The 19,431-nt window shown below is 68.8% G+C and carries 19 protein-coding genes; 16 read left to right on the top strand and 3 right to left on the bottom strand.

Features of this window, described 5'->3' with window-relative positions; genetic code table 11:
• Nucleotides 1-51: 51 nt before the first annotated feature.
• The 7 genes from AB0E94_RS18435 to cysN all read left to right on the top strand — a co-directional run bounded on the left by AB0E94_RS18435 (nt 52) and on the right by cysN (nt 7,649).
• Entirely contained in the window at nt 52-1,032 is a 981-nt protein-coding gene (locus AB0E94_RS18435; protein WP_317790071.1) for a ribose-phosphate diphosphokinase, read from the top strand.
• A 357-nt stretch (nt 1,033-1,389) separates the two neighbouring features.
• On the top strand, nt 1,390-1,995 hold the full coding sequence (locus AB0E94_RS18430) for a 50S ribosomal protein L25/general stress protein Ctc (RefSeq protein ID WP_360327515.1): 606 nt from the start codon (nt 1,390-1,392) through the stop codon (nt 1,993-1,995).
• A gap of 85 nt (nt 1,996-2,080) precedes the next feature.
• Nucleotides 2,081-2,668, top strand: a complete 588-nt coding sequence (gene pth, locus AB0E94_RS18425) for an aminoacyl-tRNA hydrolase (RefSeq protein WP_360327513.1) — start codon at nt 2,081-2,083, stop codon at nt 2,666-2,668.
• Nucleotides 2,669-2,767: 99 nt separating this feature from the next.
• Entirely contained in the window at nt 2,768-4,483 is a 1,716-nt protein-coding gene (locus AB0E94_RS18420) for a sugar transferase (RefSeq protein WP_360327511.1), read from the top strand.
• Between the two features lie 28 nt (nt 4,484-4,511).
• Entirely contained in the window at nt 4,512-5,384 is an 873-nt protein-coding gene (locus AB0E94_RS18415) for a 3'(2'),5'-bisphosphate nucleotidase CysQ (protein WP_360327509.1), read from the top strand.
• 55 nt (nt 5,385-5,439) lie between these two features.
• Nucleotides 5,440-6,351, top strand: a complete 912-nt coding sequence (gene cysD, locus AB0E94_RS18410) for a sulfate adenylyltransferase subunit CysD (protein ID WP_360327507.1) — start codon at nt 5,440-5,442, stop codon at nt 6,349-6,351.
• Complete coding sequence (gene cysN, locus AB0E94_RS18405) at nt 6,351-7,649, top strand: sulfate adenylyltransferase subunit CysN (protein ID WP_360327505.1); 1,299 nt, start codon at nt 6,351-6,353, stop codon at nt 7,647-7,649. Before cysD ends, cysN begins: the two co-directional genes overlap by 1 nt.
• On the opposite strand, the gene AB0E94_RS18400 is transcribed toward cysN, so the two are convergent.
• The 3 genes from AB0E94_RS18400 to galE all read right to left on the bottom strand — a co-directional run bounded on the left by AB0E94_RS18400 (nt 7,633) and on the right by galE (nt 10,652).
• Nucleotides 7,633-8,436 (bottom strand): ATP-binding protein, encoded by an 804-nt coding sequence (locus AB0E94_RS18400; RefSeq protein ID WP_360327503.1) that lies wholly within the window; start codon nt 8,434-8,436, stop codon nt 7,633-7,635. The two genes, cysN and AB0E94_RS18400, sit on opposite strands and share 17 nt — an antisense overlap.
• A gap of 111 nt (nt 8,437-8,547) precedes the next feature.
• The gene (gene galK / locus AB0E94_RS18395) at nt 8,548-9,681 is read right to left on the bottom strand and encodes a galactokinase (protein WP_360327501.1); all 1,134 of its coding nucleotides are present in this window, start codon (nt 9,679-9,681) and stop codon (nt 8,548-8,550) included.
• A complete protein-coding gene (gene galE, locus AB0E94_RS18390; protein WP_360327499.1) occupies nt 9,678-10,652 on the bottom strand; it encodes a UDP-glucose 4-epimerase GalE in 975 nt (324 codons plus the stop codon). The genes galK and galE overlap by 4 nt, the downstream gene beginning before the upstream one ends.
• Before the next feature lie 133 nt (nt 10,653-10,785).
• Here galE and trpS point away from each other — a divergent pair, with 133 nt between their 5' ends.
• From trpS to AB0E94_RS18345, 9 genes are all read left to right on the top strand, one after another.
• Nucleotides 10,786-11,811 (top strand): tryptophan--tRNA ligase, encoded by a 1,026-nt coding sequence (trpS, locus tag AB0E94_RS18385; protein WP_360327497.1) that lies wholly within the window; start codon nt 10,786-10,788, stop codon nt 11,809-11,811.
• A 6-nt stretch (nt 11,812-11,817) separates the two neighbouring features.
• Nucleotides 11,818-12,348 (top strand): 2'-5' RNA ligase family protein, encoded by a 531-nt coding sequence (locus AB0E94_RS18380; RefSeq protein ID WP_360327495.1) that lies wholly within the window; start codon nt 11,818-11,820, stop codon nt 12,346-12,348.
• Between the two features lie 21 nt (nt 12,349-12,369).
• Nucleotides 12,370-13,290 carry a YihY/virulence factor BrkB family protein gene (locus AB0E94_RS18375; protein ID WP_360327493.1) on the top strand — a complete coding sequence of 307 codons (921 nt, stop codon included), beginning with the start codon at nt 12,370-12,372 and terminating at the stop codon, nt 13,288-13,290.
• A 7-nt stretch (nt 13,291-13,297) separates the two neighbouring features.
• A complete protein-coding gene (locus AB0E94_RS18370; RefSeq protein WP_360327491.1) occupies nt 13,298-13,669 on the top strand; it encodes a hypothetical protein in 372 nt (123 codons plus the stop codon).
• Between the two features lie 21 nt (nt 13,670-13,690).
• On the top strand, nt 13,691-13,918 hold the full coding sequence (locus tag AB0E94_RS18365) for a hypothetical protein (protein ID WP_360327489.1): 228 nt from the start codon (nt 13,691-13,693) through the stop codon (nt 13,916-13,918).
• Between the two features lie 200 nt (nt 13,919-14,118).
• Nucleotides 14,119-15,216, top strand: coding sequence for a BMP family ABC transporter substrate-binding protein (locus tag AB0E94_RS18360; protein WP_360327487.1), 1,098 nt, complete (start codon nt 14,119-14,121; stop codon nt 15,214-15,216).
• A gap of 159 nt (nt 15,217-15,375) precedes the next feature.
• Nucleotides 15,376-16,857: an ABC transporter ATP-binding protein gene (locus tag AB0E94_RS18355; RefSeq protein WP_360327485.1), complete on the top strand. Its 1,482-nt coding sequence runs from the start codon at nt 15,376-15,378 to the stop codon at nt 16,855-16,857.
• Nucleotides 16,854-18,053, top strand: a complete 1,200-nt coding sequence (locus tag AB0E94_RS18350) for an ABC transporter permease (protein WP_360327483.1) — start codon at nt 16,854-16,856, stop codon at nt 18,051-18,053. Before AB0E94_RS18355 ends, AB0E94_RS18350 begins: the two co-directional genes overlap by 4 nt.
• Before the next feature lie 4 nt (nt 18,054-18,057).
• Entirely contained in the window at nt 18,058-19,326 is a 1,269-nt protein-coding gene (locus AB0E94_RS18345; RefSeq protein ID WP_360327481.1) for an ABC transporter permease, read from the top strand.
• Nucleotides 19,327-19,431: the final 105 nt, after the last annotated feature.

The raw sequence follows: 19,431 nt of genomic DNA, 5'->3' as shown, positions 1-19,431 counted from the left end.
AGGGATACTTCACTGCGAACCCCACCCCCTATCCACGGGAGCAGCGAGTCGATGGGCAGCATCGTCGCCGAGAACCGTAAGAGTCTGATGCTTTTCTCCGGCCGGGGTTTCCCCGAGTTGGCGGAGGAGATCGGCCAGGTGCTCGGTGTGGCGCCGACGCCGGCGGATTCGTATGAGTTCGCCAACGGGGAGATCTTCGTTCGTTTCAAGGACTCGGTTCGCGGGTCGGACGCGTTTGTCGTCCAGTCGGTGACCGAGGGTGTGAACCGCTGGGTCATGGAGACCCTGATCATGATCGACGCGTTGAAGCGGGGTTCGGCCAAGCGGATCACCGTGGTGTTGCCGTTCTACCCGTATTCGCGGCAGGACAAGAAGCATCGTGGCCGGGAGCCGATCTCCGCCCGGTTGGTGGCTGACTTGTTGAAGACGGCTGGGGCCAACCGGATTCTGACGGTCGATCTGCATACTGCGCAGATTCAGGGGTTCTTCGACGGGCCGGTGGATCACCTGTTCGCGATGGACACGCTCGCTGACTACGTGCAGAAGAAGTATGCGGGGCGGCCGATGACGGTGGTCGCGCCGGATTCGGGCCGGGTGCGGGTGGCGGAGCGGTGGACTGACCGGCTGGGTGGTTGCCCGTTGGCGTTCATTCACAAGACCCGTGATCCGTTGAAGCCGAATCAGGTGGTGGCGAATCGGGTGGTCGGTGAGGTCGAGGGCCGGGTGTGCCTGATCGTCGACGACATGATCGACACCGGTGGCACGATCGCGAAGGCGGCGGACATCCTGTTCCAGGAGGGTGCGGCTGATGTGATCGTGGCTTCGACTCACGCGTTGTTGTCGGATCCGGCGACGGAGCGGTTGAAGAACAGCCGGATCAGTGAGCTGGTGGTGACGAACACGTTGCCGTTGTCGCCGGAGAAGCGGCTGGACAAGATCACTGTGTTGTCGATCGCGCCGTTGTTGGCGCGGGCGATTCGTGAGGTGTTCGACGATGGTTCGGTGACCACTTTGTTCGGTGGTTTGAGCTGACCCGCACGTTTGGTGGTGTCCCGCCTCACTGGTGCAACTTGCATCAGTGAGGTGGTTTTTTCGCAGGCGTCGCGAGCCGGGCGGACCCGCTGACCGATGCACGATCGTGGCAGGTAAGCTAGTGCGGTTGCCACGGCGAGGGTGCTTCGTGGGCTGTTGAGGTTCGCAGCCTGCTCGAGGCGCCGTCATCGACGCGGTGCTCCGGGCCTGTGCCCAGCGCGCCCCCTTGCCCGGCAGCGCCGAAACACCGTTACCTCTGGCGGCTTGTTCCGCCTGGGGTCGCCACCGCAGCACTGCCGGATACCGCAGCCGCAGACTTAGACGCAGCCCGCATCGAAGAGTTTCAGGAGTTTCCCCGTGTCCGAGGTAAAGATCAGCGCCGAGCCCCGCACCGAGTTCGGCAAGGGTGGTGCTCGCCGCACGCGCCGGGCCGGCCTCGTGCCTGCCGTGCTGTACGGCCACGGCGAGAAGCCACAGCACATCGCCCTTCCGGCTCGTGAGTTCGCGGCCGCCATCCGCCACGGCGGCATCAACCAGATTTTCACGATCGACATCGCCGGCAACTCGGGCGCCACTCTGGCCCTGCCGAAGGCGATTCAGCGTGACCCGATCCGTGACACGTTCGAGCATGTCGACCTGCTCATCGTGAAGCGTGGCGAGAAGATCCAGGTGGACGTCCAGGTCACTCTGACCGGTGAGGCCGCCAAGAACACCCTGATCGTGCACGAGTCGAACACGGTCGCCGTGATCGCCGAGGCGCTGCACCTGCCGTCCGAGCTGGAGGCCTCGATCGAGGGTCTCGAGGCGGGCTCGCACATCACCGCTGGTGATGTGAAACTGCCGAAGGGCGTGGAGCTGGCTGTCGACGCCGAGACGGTGCTCGCGGTCATCAATGCGGCTCAGTCGAACGAGGAGGCTCCGGCCGAGGGTGAGACCCCGGCGGAGGGCGAGAGCGCGGAGTAGTCTCCGTCTCGCAGCAGCGGTAAGCCAGATATCAGGGAAAGTGCCGGGTGGCACTTTCCCTGATGTGCATGTGGAGGCAGGGGTAGTGAGCGACGAGGCGCCGTGGCTGGTGGTGGGTCTGGGCAACCCGGGCCGGGAGTATGCGGGTAACCGGCACAACGTGGGTTTCATGGTGGCTGATCTGCTGGCTTCCCGGGTCGGTGCGAGGTTCGGGCGGGCGAAGCGGGCGCAGACCGAGGTGGCTGAGGGTCGTCTGGGGTTCGGTGGCCCGAAGGTGATTCTGTTGAAGCCGCTGACGTACATGAACCTGTCGGGTGCTCCGGTGGTGGCGTTGGCGCAGTTCTTCAAAGTCCCGGTGGCTCAGGTGATTGCGGTGCATGATGAGCTTGATGTGCCGTTCGGGCAGGTAAGGGCGAAACGGGGCGGTGGCGAGGGCGGTCACAACGGGCTCCGGTCGATGTCGAAGTCGCTCGCGAGCAAGGAGTATGCGCGGGTGCGGGTGGGTATCGGGCGGCCGCCGGGCCGTCAGGAGCCGGCCGATTATGTGCTCTCCGACTTCTCCGGGGTGGAGCGTAAGGAGCTGGATTTCCTGGTGGACCGGGCGGCTGACGTGGTGGAGGCGGTCGTCGTCGAGGGTGTCGAGTGGGCGCAGAACAAGTACCACGGAAGTTGATCTCCATCTGACGACGCCGTGACGCACTCGCGGCCCGTCCGTTGGTCACTCGGACGCACGAATTCGGTGCGTGGCCGACGTGACGGGAGGGGTTCGAGGATGTCGCAGGACGTGTCCGAGGACCGGGCGGGCGCGTTGACCGAACCCACGGCGCCGCTGCCGACGGCGGTCGGTGGGGGTGCGGGTAGGTCGGCGAATCAGGGCCCGCAGCGGCCGGTGGAACGCCGGAGTGGGCGTAATGCCCGTATTCCGGTTCCCGCGGCGGGGGTGGAGAACGCCGCGCCGCAGGCGGTGCAGGGTGAGTCTGATCTCACTCGTAATCAGGCGGCTGATCGGCATGTGTCGCCGGCCCGTAACAGGTCGGCGGCGGTCCGGCCGTTCGTCCGGGCCCGGGGCCGGCATGCGGCGATGTCGCGCCGGCAGGACTGGGAGCGCCGTTATGTGCGGATGCTGGTCCTGGCCGATCTGACCGCGGGTGTGGCGGCGGGGGCGGGCACGTTCGTGGTCCGGTTCGGCGAGCAGGTCACCGCCTGGAATCGGATGTATCTGATCTGGTCGGCGCTGCTGCCGGTGGCGTTGTTGCTGGTGCTGGTGGCGGCGCGGGCGTATGAGCGGCGGTACCTGTTCGTGGGTTCCGACGAGTATCAGCGGGTGTTGCGTGGCGGTGCGGGGCTGATCGGCGGGGCGGCCGTGGTCTCGTACGCGCTGAATCTTGATCTTGCCCGGTCTTATGTTCTGGTGGCTTTTCCGCTGGCGACGGCGGCGATCGTGGTGTTGCGGTTTCTGCTGCGTAAGCGGCTGCATCTGGCGCGGGCCCGTGGGGAGAATCTCCGGCGGGTGATCGTGGTCGGTCACGAGCTTTCGGTCATCGGTATCACCAGGCAGTTGCGGCGGGAGCGCTATCACGGGCTGGAGGTGGTCGGCGCGTGCCTACCGCCGGGCGCCGACGGGATCGGGGTGGTGGATCTTCCGGTGTACGGCTCGTTCGACGATGTGGCGACGGCTGTGGAGCGGGCCGAGGCCGACACGGTGGTGGTGTTGAGCTGCCCGGAGCTGGATGGTGTGTCGGTGCGCCGGCTGGCTTGGCGGCTGGAGCGCGACGAGGTGGATCTGGTGGTGGCGAGCGCGCTGGTCGACGTGGCGGGTGCGCGGACCACGATCCGGCCGTTCGACGGTCTGCCGATGTTGCATGTCGAGCATCCCCGGCTGCATGGTGGCTCGCGGCTGGTGAAGGAGCTGGTGGATCGGCTCGGTGCGCTGCTGTTGCTGATCGTTCTCGGTCCGGTGCTGTTGACGGTGGCGCTCTGTGTGGGCCTTACATCACGTGGCCCGGTACTCTTTCGCCAAGTGCGTGTGGGACGTGATGGCCGATTGTTCCGGATCTTCAAGTTCCGCAGCATGTATGTCGACGCCGAGGCCCGGCTTGCCGAGCTGACGCACCTCAACGAGCACGACGGTGTGCTCTTCAAAATCCGCGACGACCCGCGTGTCACCCCGGTCGGGCGTTGGCTGCGCAGGTTCTCTCTGGATGAGCTGCCGCAGTTGCTGAACGTCCTGTCCGGGCGGATGTCGCTGGTCGGGCCACGGCCGCCGCTGCCCACCGAGGTGGCCGCCTACGCCGACGATGTGCGACGCCGGCTGGCCGTCAAGCCGGGGATGACCGGGCTCTGGCAGGTGTCGGGGCGGTCGGACCTCTCCTGGGAGGAGGCGGTCCGGCTCGACCTGCGTTATGTCGAGAACTGGTCGTTGAGCCTGGATCTGGTGATCCTGCTCAGGACGGTGACCGCCGTGGCGCGGTCGTCGGGAGCGTACTGACAGGCGTGTAATGGAGAGGGAGCGAGAGATGAGCGAGCAGACGAAGGCGTCGGCACGCATAGCGGGTCCGCGGGACGCCGGTGAGGGCGGCACGCCGCCGGTCAACGACTCCGCTTTCGCTCGCTGGCTCGCCGACCGGGCCGGGCAGATCCTGCTCCAGGTCCGGGCGGAGACCGGTCACGCCGACGGCAAGGCTCTGAAGGCGGCCGGTGACCAGGCCGCGCACGATCTGCTGCGGGCCGAGCTGGCCCGCTGGCGCCCGGCTGACGCGGTGCTCTCCGAGGAGGACGAGCACTCCCGGGTGGCGTGGACCGAGGGCCACCACCCGGACCGGCTCGGCGCGAACCGGGTCTGGATCGTGGATCCGCTGGACGGCACCCGTGAGTTCTCCGAGGAGGGCCGCGACGACTGGGCGGTGCACGTGGCGCTGTGGACGGCCGATTCGTCGGCGCCGGTGCGGCTGACCGCGGGCGCGGTGGCGATGCCGGCCCGGCACTGCACGCTCGCCACCGATCAGCCGCCGGCGTACCCGCCGATGCCGCTGGAGTCGGCGACCGGCGGGGCGATCCGGATCGCGGCGAGCCGGACCCGTCCGCCGGCGTTCGTCACGGCGCTGGCCGAGGATCTGGGCGCCGAGCTGGTGCCGATGGGCTCGGCCGGGGTGAAGATCGCCGCGGTGATCAACGGCGAGGCGGACGCGTACGTGCACGCCGGTGGCCAGTACGAATGGGACTCGGCCGCCCCGGTGGCTGTGGCGTTGGCCACTGGCCTGCACGCCTCCCGCGTCGACGGCAGCCCGCTGGCCTATAACCAGGCTGATCCGAAGTTGCCTGACCTGGTTGTTTGTCGCAAAGATCTCGCTCCTCGGTTGCTTGCTGCGTTGCAGAGGCATCTTCCGTAACAATGACGTCTGCCCTGCCCGGCCGACACCGGAGAAAGGTCTGGGGACAGAACCCATGAGCCAGACGAAGCCCTATCGCGTATCGCATCTGGATGCACTCGAAGCGGAGAGCATCTTCATCATGCGTGAGGTGATGGCCGAGTTCGAGCGCCCCGCGCTGCTCTTCTCCGGCGGCAAGGACTCGATCGTGATGTTGCGCCTCGCGGAGAAGGCGTTCGCGCCGGCGCGCATCCCGTTCCCGGTCATGCACGTCGACACCGGCCACAACTTCGCCGAGGTGCTGGAGTACCGGGACCGCCGGGTCGCCACTCTCGGCCTGAACCTGGTGGTCGCCAGCGTGCAGGAGGCGATCGACGCCGGCCAGGTGCGTGAGCTGCCGGATGGCACCCGTAACCGGATCCAGACGCCGGTGCTGCTCGCCGCCCAGGAGAAATACCGGTTCGACGCGCTGTTCGGCGGCGCCCGCCGCGACGAGGAGAAGGCGCGGGCCAAGGAGCGGATGTTCAGCTTCCGCGACGACTTCGGCCAGTGGGATCCGAAGAACCAGCGGCCCGAGCTGTGGGCGCTGTACAACGGCCGGCACCACCCGGGTGAGTCGATCCGGGTGTTCCCGCTGTCGAACTGGACCGAGCTGGATGTCTGGCACTACATCGCCAAGGAGGACATCCCGCTGCCGAGCATCTACTACGCCCACGATCGTGAGGTCGTCGAGCGCAACGGGATGTTCTACGCGGTCAACGAGTTCATCAGGCTGCGTGACGGTGAGACGTCCGAGGTCCGCCGGGTGCGGTACCGGACGGTCGGTGACGCGTCGCAGACCGCGGCCGTGCTCTCCGAGGCGGACACCGTCCAGAAGGTGATCGACGAGGTCGCCGCGACCCGGATCACCGAGCGTGGCGCCACCCGTGGCGACGACAGGGTCAGCGAAGCCGCGATGGAAGACCGTAAGCGAGAGGGTTACTTCTGATGAGCCAGGCAGTTCTCGAGCCTGACGCCGCCGCTTCGCGCGGCATGGACCTGCTGCGGTTCGCCACCGCGGGCAGCGTCGACGACGGCAAGTCCACCCTCATCGGCCGGCTGCTGTACGACACGAAGACGATCTTCGAGGACCAGCTCGAGGCCGTGGAGAGCGCCAGCGCGTCCCGCGGTGACGAGTACACGAACCTCGCGCTGCTCACCGACGGCCTGCGCGCCGAGCGGGAGCAGGGCATCACCATCGATGTGGCGTACCGCTACTTCGCCACGCCGCGGCGCAAGTTCATCATCGCCGACACCCCGGGGCACATTCAGTACACCCGGAACATGGTGACCGGCGCGTCCACCGCGGACCTGGCGCTGATCCTGGTCGACGCCCGTAAGGGCCTGGTCGAGCAGTCCCGGCGGCACGCGTTCCTGACCAGCCTGCTGCGGGTGCCGCACCTGGTGCTGTGCGTCAACAAGATGGACCTGGTCGACTGGGACCAGGCGGTGTTCGAGCGGATCGCCGACGAGTTCACCTCGTTCGCCGCGAAACTCGACGCGCCGGACCTGACGATAATCCCGATCTCGGCGCTCAACGGCGACAACATCGCCAGCCGGTCGGAGAACAGCCCGTGGTATGAGGGGCCGTCGCTGCTGCACCACCTGGAGCACGTGCACATCGCCAGCGACCGCAACCTGGTCGACGTGCGGTTCCCGGTGCAGTACGTGATCCGGCCGCAGTCCACCACGGTCACCGACTACCGGGGTTACGCCGGTCAGGTGGCCTCCGGCATCCTCAAGCCGGGTGACGACGTGATGGTCCTGCCGTCCGGGCTGACCAGCACGATCGCGGCGATCGAGACCGCGGACGGCCCGATCGACGAGGCGTTCCCGCCGATGTCGGTGACGGTGCGGCTGGCCGATGAGATCGACATCTCGCGCGGTGACCTGATCTGCCGGCCGCAGAACAAGCCGGCCGTCGCGCAGGACATCGAGGCGATGGTCTGCTGGATGGACGAGACGGCCCCGCTGCGGGTCGGCGGCAAGTACGCGATCAAGCACACCACCCGGACCGCCCGGACCGTGGTGCGTGGCCTTCAGTACCGGCTCGACGTGAACACGCTGCACCGGGACGAGGCCGCCGGCGAGTTGAAGCTCAACGAGATCGGCCGGGTCAAGCTGCGCACCACGGTGCCGCTGCTCGCCGACGAGTACCGGCGTAACCGGACCACCGGCGGGTTCATCCTGATCGACGAGAGCACCAACCGGACGGTCGGCGCCGGGATCATCATCGAGGCGCGCTGACCACGGTCGCCCAGACGATCTTGCCGGTCTCGGTCGGGACGGCGCCCCATTGGGCGGCGGTCTCGTCCACCGTCCGCAGCCCGCGGCCCCGCTCGTCGAGCGGCAGGTCCGGGCGCGGGCGGGAGACCGGCAGGATGCGCGGCAGGCGGGGGTCGCCGTCGGCCACGGACAGTTGCAGTCCGGCGCCGCGCCGGCTCACCGCCACCCGGATGTCGGTGCCGGCGTGCTCGACCGCGTTGGTGACCAGCTCCGACATGACCAGCCGGCTCGGGTGCAGCAGGTGGACCAGGCCCCACGCCAGGCAGGCGTCGCTGGCCAGGTTGCGGGCCAGGCTCGGCGCCTCCGGGTCGGAACGCAGGGTGGCGCTCAGCCGATGGTCGCCCGGGATCCGGCCGGCCAGGGCCACCCGGGCCTGGCGCACCTTGGCGTAGACGGGCAGGAAGCGGCCCGCTCCGAGACCCTGCATGCGGTCGGCGAGCGGCAGATCCGGTGGGACGCACAGGGCCAGATGCACGGGCGGATCCAGGCCGGCCGCGAAGGCCCGGGCGGTCATCCAGATGGCGACGCTCTCGCTGTGCGGATCACGCAGGCCGGACAGGTCCACGATCAGCCCGTCCGGGTGGTCGGTGAAGCACCGCCGCAGCGTCACGGACGTGTCGAGGCTCAGCTGGGCGTCCCACGATCCGCGGATCGTGAGCACGGAGACTGCGGCGTCCTCGGCGGCTTCGACGCTGACGCTGACACCTCGCTCGGTGTCACCGTGAAGATACGGTGGGCTTACCCCCATGGTTCGTCACGATAGCCGGGCGCCGGTCGATGAGCCTCTGGTCTCGCTCCTGCGGGTGATCAGGTGAACGGCTGACGGCCACCCCTCGGATAGGGGTGGCCGTCCGGTGTCTCAGATCCGGCCCGCGCCGGGGCCGGCGGTCGCCACCCAGCTAGTCGGGGCGGTGAAACCCCGCTGTTCGTACGCAGCCGCGACCGCGTCGGCGGTCGAGCCGGCCCGGTCGGCGTCGACGAGGGCGAGCACACAGCCGCCGAAACCGCCGCCGGTCATCCGGGCGCCGTACGCCCCGGCCTCCAGCGAGGACTGCACCGCCACGTCGACCTGGTCCACGGTGATCTCGAAGTCGTCGCGCATGGACGCGTGCGAGGCGGTCAGCAGCGGGCCGATCTCCCGGACCCGGCCGGAACGCAGCAGCGACACGGTGTCCAGCACCCGCTGGTTCTCGGTGATGATGTGCCGGGCCCGGCGGCGCAGCACGTCGTCGTCGAGCCGGTCCAGCGCCTGCGGCAGCTCGGCGGTGGAGACGTCACGCAGCGCGGGCACCCCCAGCGCGGCCGCCGCGGCCTCACAGCTCTTGCGCCGTTCGCCGTACTCGCCGTCGACGTGCTGGTGCGGCGCGTTGCTGTTGATCACCAGGATGGCCAGGCCCTGGCCGGCCAGATCGAACGGGATCTGCTCGACCTGGTAGGACCGGCAGTCCAGGAACAACGCGTGCCCTTCCTGGCAGCGGATCGACGCGGACTGGTCGAGGATCCCGGTGGGCGCGCCCACATACACGTTCTCGGCCCGCTGCGCGATCGCCGGCCGCCGTTCCGGCGGCACATCCAGACCGCCGAGATCGATCAAGGCGGTGAGCACCGCCGACTCCAGCGCGGCCGACGACGACAGACCCGAGCCCAGCGGTACGTCGGACGCGATCGCGATCCGGGCCGGCGGAACCTCGAATCCCGCATCCTGCAAGGCCCAGACGATACCGGCGACGTAGGCGCCCCAGCCCGTCACTTCACCCGGATCGGTGACTCCGAAGACGACGGGTTCCGGCGCCAGCGTCGAGCAGACCGACCAGCGGCCGTCCGTCGCGGGGGCGGCCGCCGCCACGGTCCGCTGCGGCAGCGCGAACGGCAGCACGAACCCGTCGTTGTAGTCGGTGTGCTCGCCGATCAGGTTGACCCGTCCGGGCGCCGCCCACAGGCCGGCCGGCTCAGTCCCGTACGCCTCGATGAAGGCTTTTCTCGCGGCGCTCATGCGACATGAGCCTGGTAGAAGGTCCAGGCGTCGCCGATCATGTCCTGCAGGGTGTTCTTGCGCGGGGTCCAGCCCAGCTCGTCGCGGGCCCGGTCGGACGAGGCGACCAGGGTGGCCGGGTCGCCGTCGCGCCGGGCCGCCACCTCGACCGGGATCTCGGCGCCGGTGACCTCACGGGCCGCCTCGACGACCTGCCGGTTGGAGAAACCGTTGCCGTTGCCCAGGTTGTAGATGCGGTGCTCGCCGGGAACCGTCGCGCCCAGCGCCAGCAGGTGCGCCCGGGCCAGGTCCTCCACGTGGATGTAGTCGCGCACGCAGGTGCCGTCCACGGTCGGGTAGTCGTCACCGAAGAGCTGAAGTTTCTCCCGCTTGCCGGCGGCCACCTGAAGGGTGATCGGGATGAGGTGCGTCTCCGGGTCGTGCCGCTCGCCGATCTCGTGGCCCTCGGCGATGTAGGCGCCCGCCACGTTGAAGTAGCGCAGCGACACCGCGGCCAGGTTGTGCGCGAACGCCTCCGAGGTCAGCGCCAGGTCGAAGGTGAGCTTCGTCGACCCGTACGTGCTGGTCGGGGCTTTGATCGCGGATTCGGTGATGGGCAGCTCGACCGGGTTGCCGTAGACCGCGGCGGTGGACGAGAAGATGACACGCGGTACCTTCGCGGCACGGATCGCGTCGAGGAGGGCCAGCGACTTCACCACGTTCTCATGCCAGTACAGCTCCGGTTTGGCCATCGACTCGCCGGCCGCGATCAGCCCGGCGAAGTGCAGCACCGCGTCGAATCCGGCGTCCGGGGTGAGCACCTGGCCGGCGTCGGCGATGTCGGCCTGCACGAAGGTGGCGTCCGGGGCGACCGCCTCACGGAACCCGGTGCGCAGACTGTCGAGCACGACCACCTCGTGGCCCGCGTCCAGCAGTAGCCTGCTGGTCACGCTGCCGACGTAGCCGGCGCCGCCGGTGACGAGCAATTTCACGACTGAGGCCCTTTCTCTGGTGCGGACGATCCTAGAATTCCCCAGAAACGATCAAAGGTCAACAGGTTCGAACATTGGTCCGGCCGGGCAGGGGATTCGCGGATCCCGGGCCGGGGCTGACACAATGGCGGCCATGTCCGACGTTGCCCGCCGCCCGCGAGTGCTCTCCGGCATCCAGCCGACCGCCGATTCCTTCCACCTCGGCAACTACCTGGGCGCGGTGCGCAACTGGGTGTCGATGCAGGACACGCACGACGCGTTCTACTGCGTGGTCGACCTGCACGCCATCACCATGGGACACGATCCGGCGACCCTGCGTAACCGAAGCCGGATTTCCGCGGCCCAGCTGCTCGCCGTCGGGCTCGACCCGGAGCGCTGCACCCTGTTCATCCAGTCTCACGTGCCCGAGCACGCGCAGCTCGGCTGGGTGCTCAGCTGTATCACCGGCTTCGGTGAGGCCGGCCGGATGGTCCAGTTCAAGGACAAGTCGGCCAAGGCCGGGCAGGACAGCACCACCGTCGGCCTGTTCAGCTACCCGATCCTGCAGGCCGCCGACATCCTGCTCTACCAGGCCGACCAGGTTCCGGTCGGCGAGGACCAGCGGCAGCACCTCGAGCTGACCCGTGACCTGGCGCAGCGGTTCAACACCCGGTTCGGCAAGACGTTCAACATGCCCTCGCCGTACATCGTCAAGGACACCGCGAAGATCTACGACCTCCAGGACCCGTCGATCAAGATGTCGAAATCGGCCTCCTCGCCGAACGGCATCGTCGAGCTGCTGGAGGACCCGGCCCGCTCGGCCAAGAAGATCAAGTCGGCGGTCACCGACACCGGGCGGGAGATCCTCTACGACGAGGAGAACAAGCCCGGCGTCAGCAACCTGCTGACCATCTACGCGGCGCTCACCAACCGGGCCATCGACGAGCTGCTCGAGGCATATGACGGGCGCGGCTACGGCGACCTCAAGAAGGACCTGGCCGAGGTGCTCGTCGAGTTCGTCAAGCCGATCCAGGAGCGGACGAAGCTCTACCTGGACGACCCGGCCCAGCTCGACAAGGTGCTCGCGGTCGGCGCCGAGAAAGCGCGGGCCGTCTCCGCCGCGACCCTCGCCCGGGCGTACCGGAACGTGGGTTTCCTCAGCCCCGCTCGCGAAGCCTGAGGCTGCATGTCTCAGCCCGGTATCACCCGCATCGGCGTCGCCGTCGACATCCCCGAGCCCTGGGGGTCGGCGCTGACCCGCCGGCGCGCCGAGGCGGGTGACCCGCAGGCCGCCTGGACGCCCGCGCACGTCACCCTCCTCGGGCCCACCGAGGTGGCCGCCGACGCGCTGCCGGCGATCGAGAAACACCTCGAGGACATCGCGTCGGCCCAGCAGCCGTTCACCGTCCACCTTCGAGGGACCGGCACGTTCCGGCCGGTCACCGAGGTGGTGTTCGTGACGCTGGCCCAGGGGATCAGCGAGTGCGAGCTGCTGGCCGAGGCGATCACCCGCTCGGACGACATCAATCGGGACACCCGGTTTCCGTACCACCCGCATGTGACCGTGGCGCAGGACGTGCCGGCGCCGGCGCTGGACGCGGTCTTCGAGGATCTGGCCGGTTTCTCGGCCATCTTCGAGGTCTCCGCGTTCACCCTCTTCTCCCACGGCGGCGAGGGACCCTGGCGGCCACGCCGGGACTTCCCACTCGGAAGCTGACGTGTCCGATACGGTCGGCCGGTGAATCCGATCGACCGGGCCCTCGACGCCACCGCGGCCCGGATTCTGGCGGTGCGCTACCAGTCGCCGTACTTCGACCATTTCTGCCGGGCCATCCTGCGCTACGAGAGCGTCCAGGGTGGCCGGTTGGCCGCGGCCATCGCCTACTATGGCTTCTTCGCGGTCTTCGCGCTGCTGCTGATCGGATACTCGGTCTTCGGCTGGCTGCTCACCGCCAACGTGGAGCTGCTCGACCTGGTCCGCGACTTCCTCCACCAGAACCTGCCGTTCCTCGACATCCAGGCCATTCTGGAGAGCAAGGGCAGCGTCGGCATCGTCGGCCTGATCGGCCTCACCTTCACCGGCATCGGCTGGGTCGAGGCGATCCGGTCGTCGCAGCGGCTGATCTGGCGGGTGCGCGAGCAGCCCGGCTACATCGGCATCCGCCAGGCCGTCGACCTGATGGTGCTGGTCGGGCTGCTGCTCCTGCTGGCGCTCTCCCAGCTGGCCGTCTACGGCCTGGAGCGGTTCCTGCACTGGATGGCCGGCGGCGGCTTCGCGACCACCCTGTCGGTGGTGAGCTGGATCCTCACCCTGGCGGTCAACATGCTGCTGGCGGCGGCCCTGCTGGCGGCCGTGCCCCGGCTGCGGATGACGGCCCGCCGGATGACACCGCCGGTGCTCCAGGTCGGCATCGGGATCATGCTGCTCAACACGGTCGGCAAGTCGTTCGTCGGGCTGGTCGAGCGCAACCCGGCGTACGGCCTGGTCGGCTCGGCCGTCGGCGCGCTGGTCTACCTCTACGTCTTCAACCAGCTGCTGCTGTTCGGCGCGGCCTGGGCGGCGACCAGCCCGCACGGCCGGGTGGTCGATCTGTCGGCTGACGACAAGACCGCCCCGGTGGGGCAAAACATCTGGATCCGGCACGACCGCCCGCGATGATGGGCCGATGGGCACCCTAGTGACGCTGCACCTGCCACCCGGCTCGCCGATCACCGAGCAGCCGTGGGTGATCACCTTCGGATCACTCGACGAGACCGAGGACTGGGAGCCGATCGTCTGCGGGCCGTACGAGCATCAGCACGCGCTGGCGCTGGCCCGGGCCGTGGTGATCGACGACGACCTGATGGCCGTGGTCGAGCCGATGCTGGCGCTGGACGGGGTGGCGGCGATCCGCCGGGAGATCGACCTGGCCCGGGACGCGACCGACGACCAGGACGACTTCGAGCCGCTGGTGGCCCAGGAGTACCCCGGTGAGCCGCCGGAACCGGCCGAGGTGCTGGCCGGCTGGCGCCGGATAGCCGGGCGGCTGACCACCTGACCGCACTGGGATACTGACCCGGTGGTGATCAACAAGCGCTGGGCGGCGTTCCTGATCGGTGTCGGCGTGTGGACCTGGGTCATCTGGCCCCGCTTCGGGGTGGCGATCTGGAAGGACGAACGCTCCTTCGACGGCTCGGCCCCGACCTCGTTCCTGTGGGTGCACGCCCTCCTGATCGCCGCGTCACTGGCCATCGGGACGACCGTCGGCGTGCTCGGGATCCGGGCATGGCGCCGCGCTGAACGTTAACTCAGTGTTTCGCGTCACGGGCGCAATTCCCTCCTGAACCAGCCGAAAGCGACGTGCCACCACCAGGGTGATTGCGGCGGTATAACGGTGCGCCAACAGTCCGTACCGATGTCCGGTCTCGATCCTGGCCCGGGGATACGCTCCCGACCTGAGATTCACCCGAGTAACAGGACCTCGGTGTGCAGCGGAAGGAGGGCGTCTTGCGCCCAGTACGTGGGAAGCGGATCGTGGCGATTCTCGCGGCAGGTGGGCTGACGCTCGCTGCCGCCGCATGTGGTGAGGCGCCGACGGAGACCACTCCCGGCTCCGGCTCCAGCAGCGCAGCCGCCGCCGCTTACAAGGCCTGCATGGTCACCGACCTCGGTGGCATCGACGACAAGTCGTTCAACGCGTCGGCCTGGGCCGGTCTGCAGGCCGCCCAGAAGGACGCCCCCAACGTCGAGCCGAAGTACGTGGCGTCCTCCTCCGAGGCCGACTACGAGCCCGGCCTGCGTGGCTACGTCTCGCAGGGCTGCAACTTCATCCTCGCGGTCGGCGGCCTGATGGGCGACGTGACCACCAAGGTCGCCAAGGAGAGCGCGAGCTCCCAGTTCGGCATCGTCGACAGCGTCAGCGGCAACTCCAACGTCTACCCGATGCAGTTCGCGACCCACCAGGCCGCGTTCCTCGCCGGCTACCTGGCCGCGGGCTACTCGAAGTCGGGCAAGGTCGCGACCTACGGCGGTCTGAAGATCGCCCCCGTGACCATCTTCATGGACGGCTTCGCCGACGGCGTCGCGCACTACAACACCGCCAAGGGCAAGAACGTCCAGGTCCTCGGCTGGGACAAGAAGGCTCAGAACGGCAGCTTCGCCGAGAGCTTCATCGACCAGAACAAGGGCAAGAGCATCACCCAGACCCTGGTCGGCCAGGGCGCTGACGTGATCATGCCGGTCGCCGGCGGCACCGGTCTGGGCACCGCCCAGGTCGCCAAGGACTCCGGCGGCAAGGTCTCGGTCATCTGGGTCGACCAGGACGGCTGCAAGAGCGCCTCGCAGTACTGCGACGTGTTCCTGAGCACCGTGGTCAAGAACATCGAGGAAGCGGTCAAGGAGGCCGTGGTCAAGGGCGCCAAGGGCGAGGCCCTCGCGGCGGCCCCCGGCTACGTCGGTGACCTGGAGAACAACGGCGTCTCGCTCGCCCCGTTCAACCAGTTCGACAGCAAGGTCGACGCCGCGCTCAAGACCGAGCTCGAAACCCTGAAGGCCGACATCATCGCCGGCAAGGTCAAGGTCGAGTCGGTCAGCGCGCCGAAGTGACCCTCGGGTAGGTACCATCTGGCCGCCGCCCGGCCGCGGGTCATCACCCGCAGCCGAGCGGCGGCTCGCATTCCACCGTCCACCAGGCTTAGCACCCGACGTCGGGAGATTCCGCTGAAACTGGAACTGCGCGGCATCACCAAGCGCTTCGGCGACCTGGTGGCCAACGACCACATCGACATCACCGTCGAACCCGGCGAGGTGCACGCCCTGCTCGGGGAGAACGGCGCCGGCAAGTCGACGCTGATGAACCAGCTGTACGGCCTGCTCCAGCCGGACGAGGGCCAGATCCTCGTCAACGACGAGCCCCGCGTCTTCAAGAGCCCCCGCGACGCGATCACCGCCGGCATCGGCATGGTGCACCAGCACTTCATGCTGGTGCCCGTCTTCACCGTGGCGGAGAACATCGCGCTCGGCGCCGAGGAGACCCGCGGCGGCCCGCTCGGCTGGCTCGACCGGCGGCGCTCCCGCCGGGACGTCATCGACACCTCGAAGAAGTACGGCCTGCCGGTCGACCCGGACGCCCTGGTCGAGGACCTGCCGGTCGGCGCGCAGCAGCGCGTCGAGATCGTGAAGGCCCTGACCCGCGAGGTCGACCTGCTGATCCTCGACGAGCCGACCGCCGTGCTCACCCCACAGGAGACCGAGGAACTGCTCACCGTCATGCGGTCGCTGACCGCGATGGGCAAGTCGATCGTCTTCATCACCCACAAGCTCAAAGAGGTCAAGGCGATCGCCGACCGGATCACCGTGGTCCGCCGCGGGCAGATCGTCGGCACTGCCACCCCGGACACCAGCGAGGACGAGCTGGCCGCCCTGATGGTCGGCCGCGCGGTCAGCCTCGAGGTGGAGAAGACCCCGGCCGAACCCGGCCGCAGCGTCCTCAAGATCTCCGGTCTGGTGGCCGACGACGACCGGGGCGTGCGCGCCGTCGACGGCGTCGACCTGGAGGTCCGCGCCGGCGAGGTGCTCGGCATCGCGGGCGTGCAGGGCAACGGCCAGACCGAACTGGTCGAGGCCGTGATGGGCCTGCGCGACGTGCGGGCCGGCTCGATCCACCTCGAGGACGACGACCTGGTCGGCATGAGCACCAAGAAGGTGCTGCGGGCCGGTGTCGGCTACATCCCCGAGGACCGCAGCCACGACGGTGTCGTCAAGGAGTTCTCGGTCGCCGAGAACCTCGTCCTGGACATGTACGACCGCAGCCCGTACGGCAACGCGTTCAGCCTCGACCTGAGCAAGGTCGACGGCAACGCCAAGGAGCGGATCGAGCAGTTCGACATCCGCTGCCAGTCACCGGCCACCCCGGTCGGCACCCTGTCCGGCGGCAACCAGCAGAAGGTCGTGGTGGCCCGGGAGATGTCCCGCCCGCTGCGGCTGTTCATCGCCTCGCAGCCGACCCGTGGTGTGGACGTCGGCTCGATCGAGTTCATCCACAACCGGATCATTCACGAGCGTGACCAGGGCACCGCGGTGCTGGTGGTCTCCAGCGAACTGGACGAGGTGGTCGGCCTCGCGGACCGGATCGCGGTGATGTACCGCGGCCGGGTCCTGGCCATCGTCTCGCCGGACACGCCACGCGAGGAGATCGGTCTGCTCATGGCCGGCATCACCGGCGCCACGCCGGAGGGAGAGAAGTGACCGGGTTCCTGCGGAAACTCTGGTCCGCGAACAACGTCCTGCTGACCACCCTGTCGATGGTCCTGGCCGTGCTCATCGGCGCGGTTCTCATCGTCGTCTCGGACGCGGACGTGCTGGCTAAGTTCGGCTACTTCACCGCCCGTCCGAGTGACGCGGTGGACGCCAGCTGGGTGCTGATCAGCACGGCGTACGGCGATCTGCTCAAGGGCGCCCTCGGCGACCCGCAGGTGTTCTCGGCCTGGTTCGCCGGCACCGCCACCTGGCAGCAGGCGTTCACACCGCTGTCGGAGACCCTGACGTACGCGGCCCCGCTGGTCTTCACCGGCCTGTCGGTCGCGCTGGCCTTCCGTGGCGGCCTGTTCAACATCGGCGCGCAGGGCCAGGCCGTGCTCGGCTGCATCGCAGCCGGCGTGGCTGGTTTCACGTTCGGCCTGCCGATCGTGCTGAACCTGATCGTCGCGATCGTCGCCGGCATCCTCGGCGGCGCGCTGTGGGGCTTCATCCCGGGCTTCCTGAAGGCCCGGACCGGCGCCCACGAGGTGATCACCACGATCATGCTCAACTACACGGCCGGTCTCTTCCTGTCCTGGCTGGTCATCCAGAAGGGCATCCAGGCGCCGGGCCGGACCGACGCGATCAGCAAGGCGGTCGCCGACTCGGCGATGCTGCCGTCCCCCGGCGGTGTGCTGCGCGTGCACTTCGGCATCATCCTCGCCCTGCTGGTCACGGCCGCGGTCGCGTGGCTGCTGAACCGGTCGGCGTTCGGCTTCGAGCTGCGCGCGGTGGGTTCCAACCCGCACGCGGCGAAGACCGCCGGCATCAGCGTCAGCAAGACGTATGTGCTGCTCATGGCGATCGCCGGTGGCCTGGCCGGTCTCGGCGGCGCCACCCAGGTGCTCGGCACCGCCCACGCGCTGACCCCGTCGGTGGCCGGCAACATCGGCTTCGACGGCCTGCTGGTCGCCCTGCTGGGCCGCAACCGGCCGTGGAGCACCTTCTTCGCCGCGCTGCTGTTCGGCGCCCTGCGGGCCGGCGGCAACCGGATGCAGTCCTTCTCCGGCATCTCGCTGGAGCTGGTCACCGTGCTCCAGGCGCTCATCGTCATCTTCATCGCCGCCCCCGGTCTGGTGAAGGCGATCTTCCGACTGCGTGCCGCCCGTGCTGCCGGGCTCGGCGCCTCCCTGGCGAAGGGCTGACGACATGTCGACCGCGACTGTGCAGGAGCCGACCGAGGTCGCCGCGCCGGAGCCGTTCTGGACCCGGCAGCGCCGCCTCGGCCTGGCCCTCATCCTGATCGGCGGCCTGGCCGCCGCGGTGTTCGGCGCGCTGGCGCCGAGCGAGACCGCCCGGTTCACGCTGAGCGAGGACGCCGAGGGCGCCGCCCTCTCCATCAACGGCCAGTTCGGCGCAGTCCTCTTCGGCCTGCTGACCCTGGCCGCCGGCGCAGCCCTCTTCGCGGGGCTGCTCAAACGGTGGTCCAACGCGCTGCTCAGCGTGGGCATCCTGGCCTTCGTGCTGTCCTTCCTGTGCTGGCAGGTGGCGGGCGAGTTCATGCCACTGGTGGACACCACGGACGGCACGCTCCAGCTGGCGCTGCCGCTGATCCTGGGTGCGCTGGCCGGTGTGCTCGGCGAGCGGTCCGGTGTGGTGAACGTGGCGATCGAGGGCCAGTTCCTGATGGGCGCCTTCGCCGGCGCCCTGGTCGGCACGATGGCGACGAGCGTCTGGGCCGGTCTGATCAGCGCCGCGATCGGTGGCGTGATCATCGCCGCGATCCTGGCCGTGCTCTCCATCCGCTACCTGGTCGACCAGACCGTCGTCGGCATGGTGCTGAACCTGTTCGCGCTCGGCATCACCGGCTTCCTCTACGAGCGGCTGATGCAGCCCGACTCGCAGACCTACAACACGCCGCCGCAGATGCCCGAGTGGCGGATCCCCGGCCTCGCCGACATCCCGGTCATCGGCCCGGTGCTGTTCGAGGCGAACCTGCTGGTCTGGATCGCGCTCGTGCTGGTCGTGGTGATCCACTTCGGGCTCAGCCGGACCCGGTGGGGCCTGCGGACCCGGGCGGTCGGCGAACACCCGACCGCCGCTGACACCGTCGGCATCCGGGTACGCGGCCTGCGCTACCTGAACGTGCTGCTCGGCGGGGTGGTCGCGGGTATCGGCGGCGCCTACTTCACGCTGGTGGCCACCGGCAGCTTCACCAAGAACATGACCGCCGGCGCGGGCTTCATCGCCCTGGCCGCGCTCATCTTCGGCCGGTACACCCCGTTCGGCGCGTTCGGTGCGGCGCTGTTCTTCGGCTTCGCCCAGAAGCTGGCCACCTACCTGGGCGCGATCGACAGCCCGGTGCCGAGCCAGTTCCTGAACATGCTGCCCTACCTGGCGACATTGATCGCGGTGGCGGGGCTGGTCGGTCGCGTCCGTGCTCCGGCGGCGGACGGTCTGCCGTACGTCAAGGGTTAAGAATTCGAGACAGGGCGGAAGCCCGCGGTTTCCGCCCTGTTTCATGATCGTTTGCCGCCCGCCGGTACCGGTGCCGCGGTGAAAACCCTCTCGCCCGTACGGCAG

Source organism: Actinoplanes sp. NPDC026670 (assembly GCF_040638175.1).
GTDB lineage: Bacteria > Actinomycetota > Actinomycetes > Mycobacteriales > Micromonosporaceae > Actinoplanes.
The sequence above is the reverse complement of the archived record's forward strand: the minus strand, read 5'-3'. Positions and strand labels throughout refer to the sequence as shown.

Coding starts and splice junctions, on each gene's coding strand:
- cysD (WP_360327507.1), top strand. CDS start 5,440: ATGAGCCAGACGAAGCCCTATCGCGTATCGCATCTGGATGCACTCGAA.
- AB0E94_RS18380 (WP_360327495.1), top strand. CDS start 11,818: ATGTCTCAGCCCGGTATCACCCGCATCGGCGTCGCCGTCGACATCCCC.
- AB0E94_RS18400 (WP_360327503.1), bottom strand. CDS start 8,436: ATGGGGGTAAGCCCACCGTATCTTCACGGTGACACCGAGCGAGGTGTC.
- AB0E94_RS18420 (WP_360327511.1), top strand. CDS start 2,768: ATGTCGCAGGACGTGTCCGAGGACCGGGCGGGCGCGTTGACCGAACCC.
- AB0E94_RS18435 (WP_317790071.1), top strand. CDS start 52: ATGGGCAGCATCGTCGCCGAGAACCGTAAGAGTCTGATGCTTTTCTCC.
- cysN (WP_360327505.1), top strand. CDS start 6,351: ATGAGCCAGGCAGTTCTCGAGCCTGACGCCGCCGCTTCGCGCGGCATG.
- galK (WP_360327501.1), bottom strand. CDS start 9,681: ATGAGCGCCGCGAGAAAAGCCTTCATCGAGGCGTACGGGACTGAGCCG.
- AB0E94_RS18415 (WP_360327509.1), top strand. CDS start 4,512: ATGAGCGAGCAGACGAAGGCGTCGGCACGCATAGCGGGTCCGCGGGAC.
- trpS (WP_360327497.1), top strand. CDS start 10,786: ATGTCCGACGTTGCCCGCCGCCCGCGAGTGCTCTCCGGCATCCAGCCG.
- AB0E94_RS18370 (WP_360327491.1), top strand. CDS start 13,298: ATGGGCACCCTAGTGACGCTGCACCTGCCACCCGGCTCGCCGATCACC.
- AB0E94_RS18345 (WP_360327481.1), top strand. CDS start 18,058: ATGTCGACCGCGACTGTGCAGGAGCCGACCGAGGTCGCCGCGCCGGAG.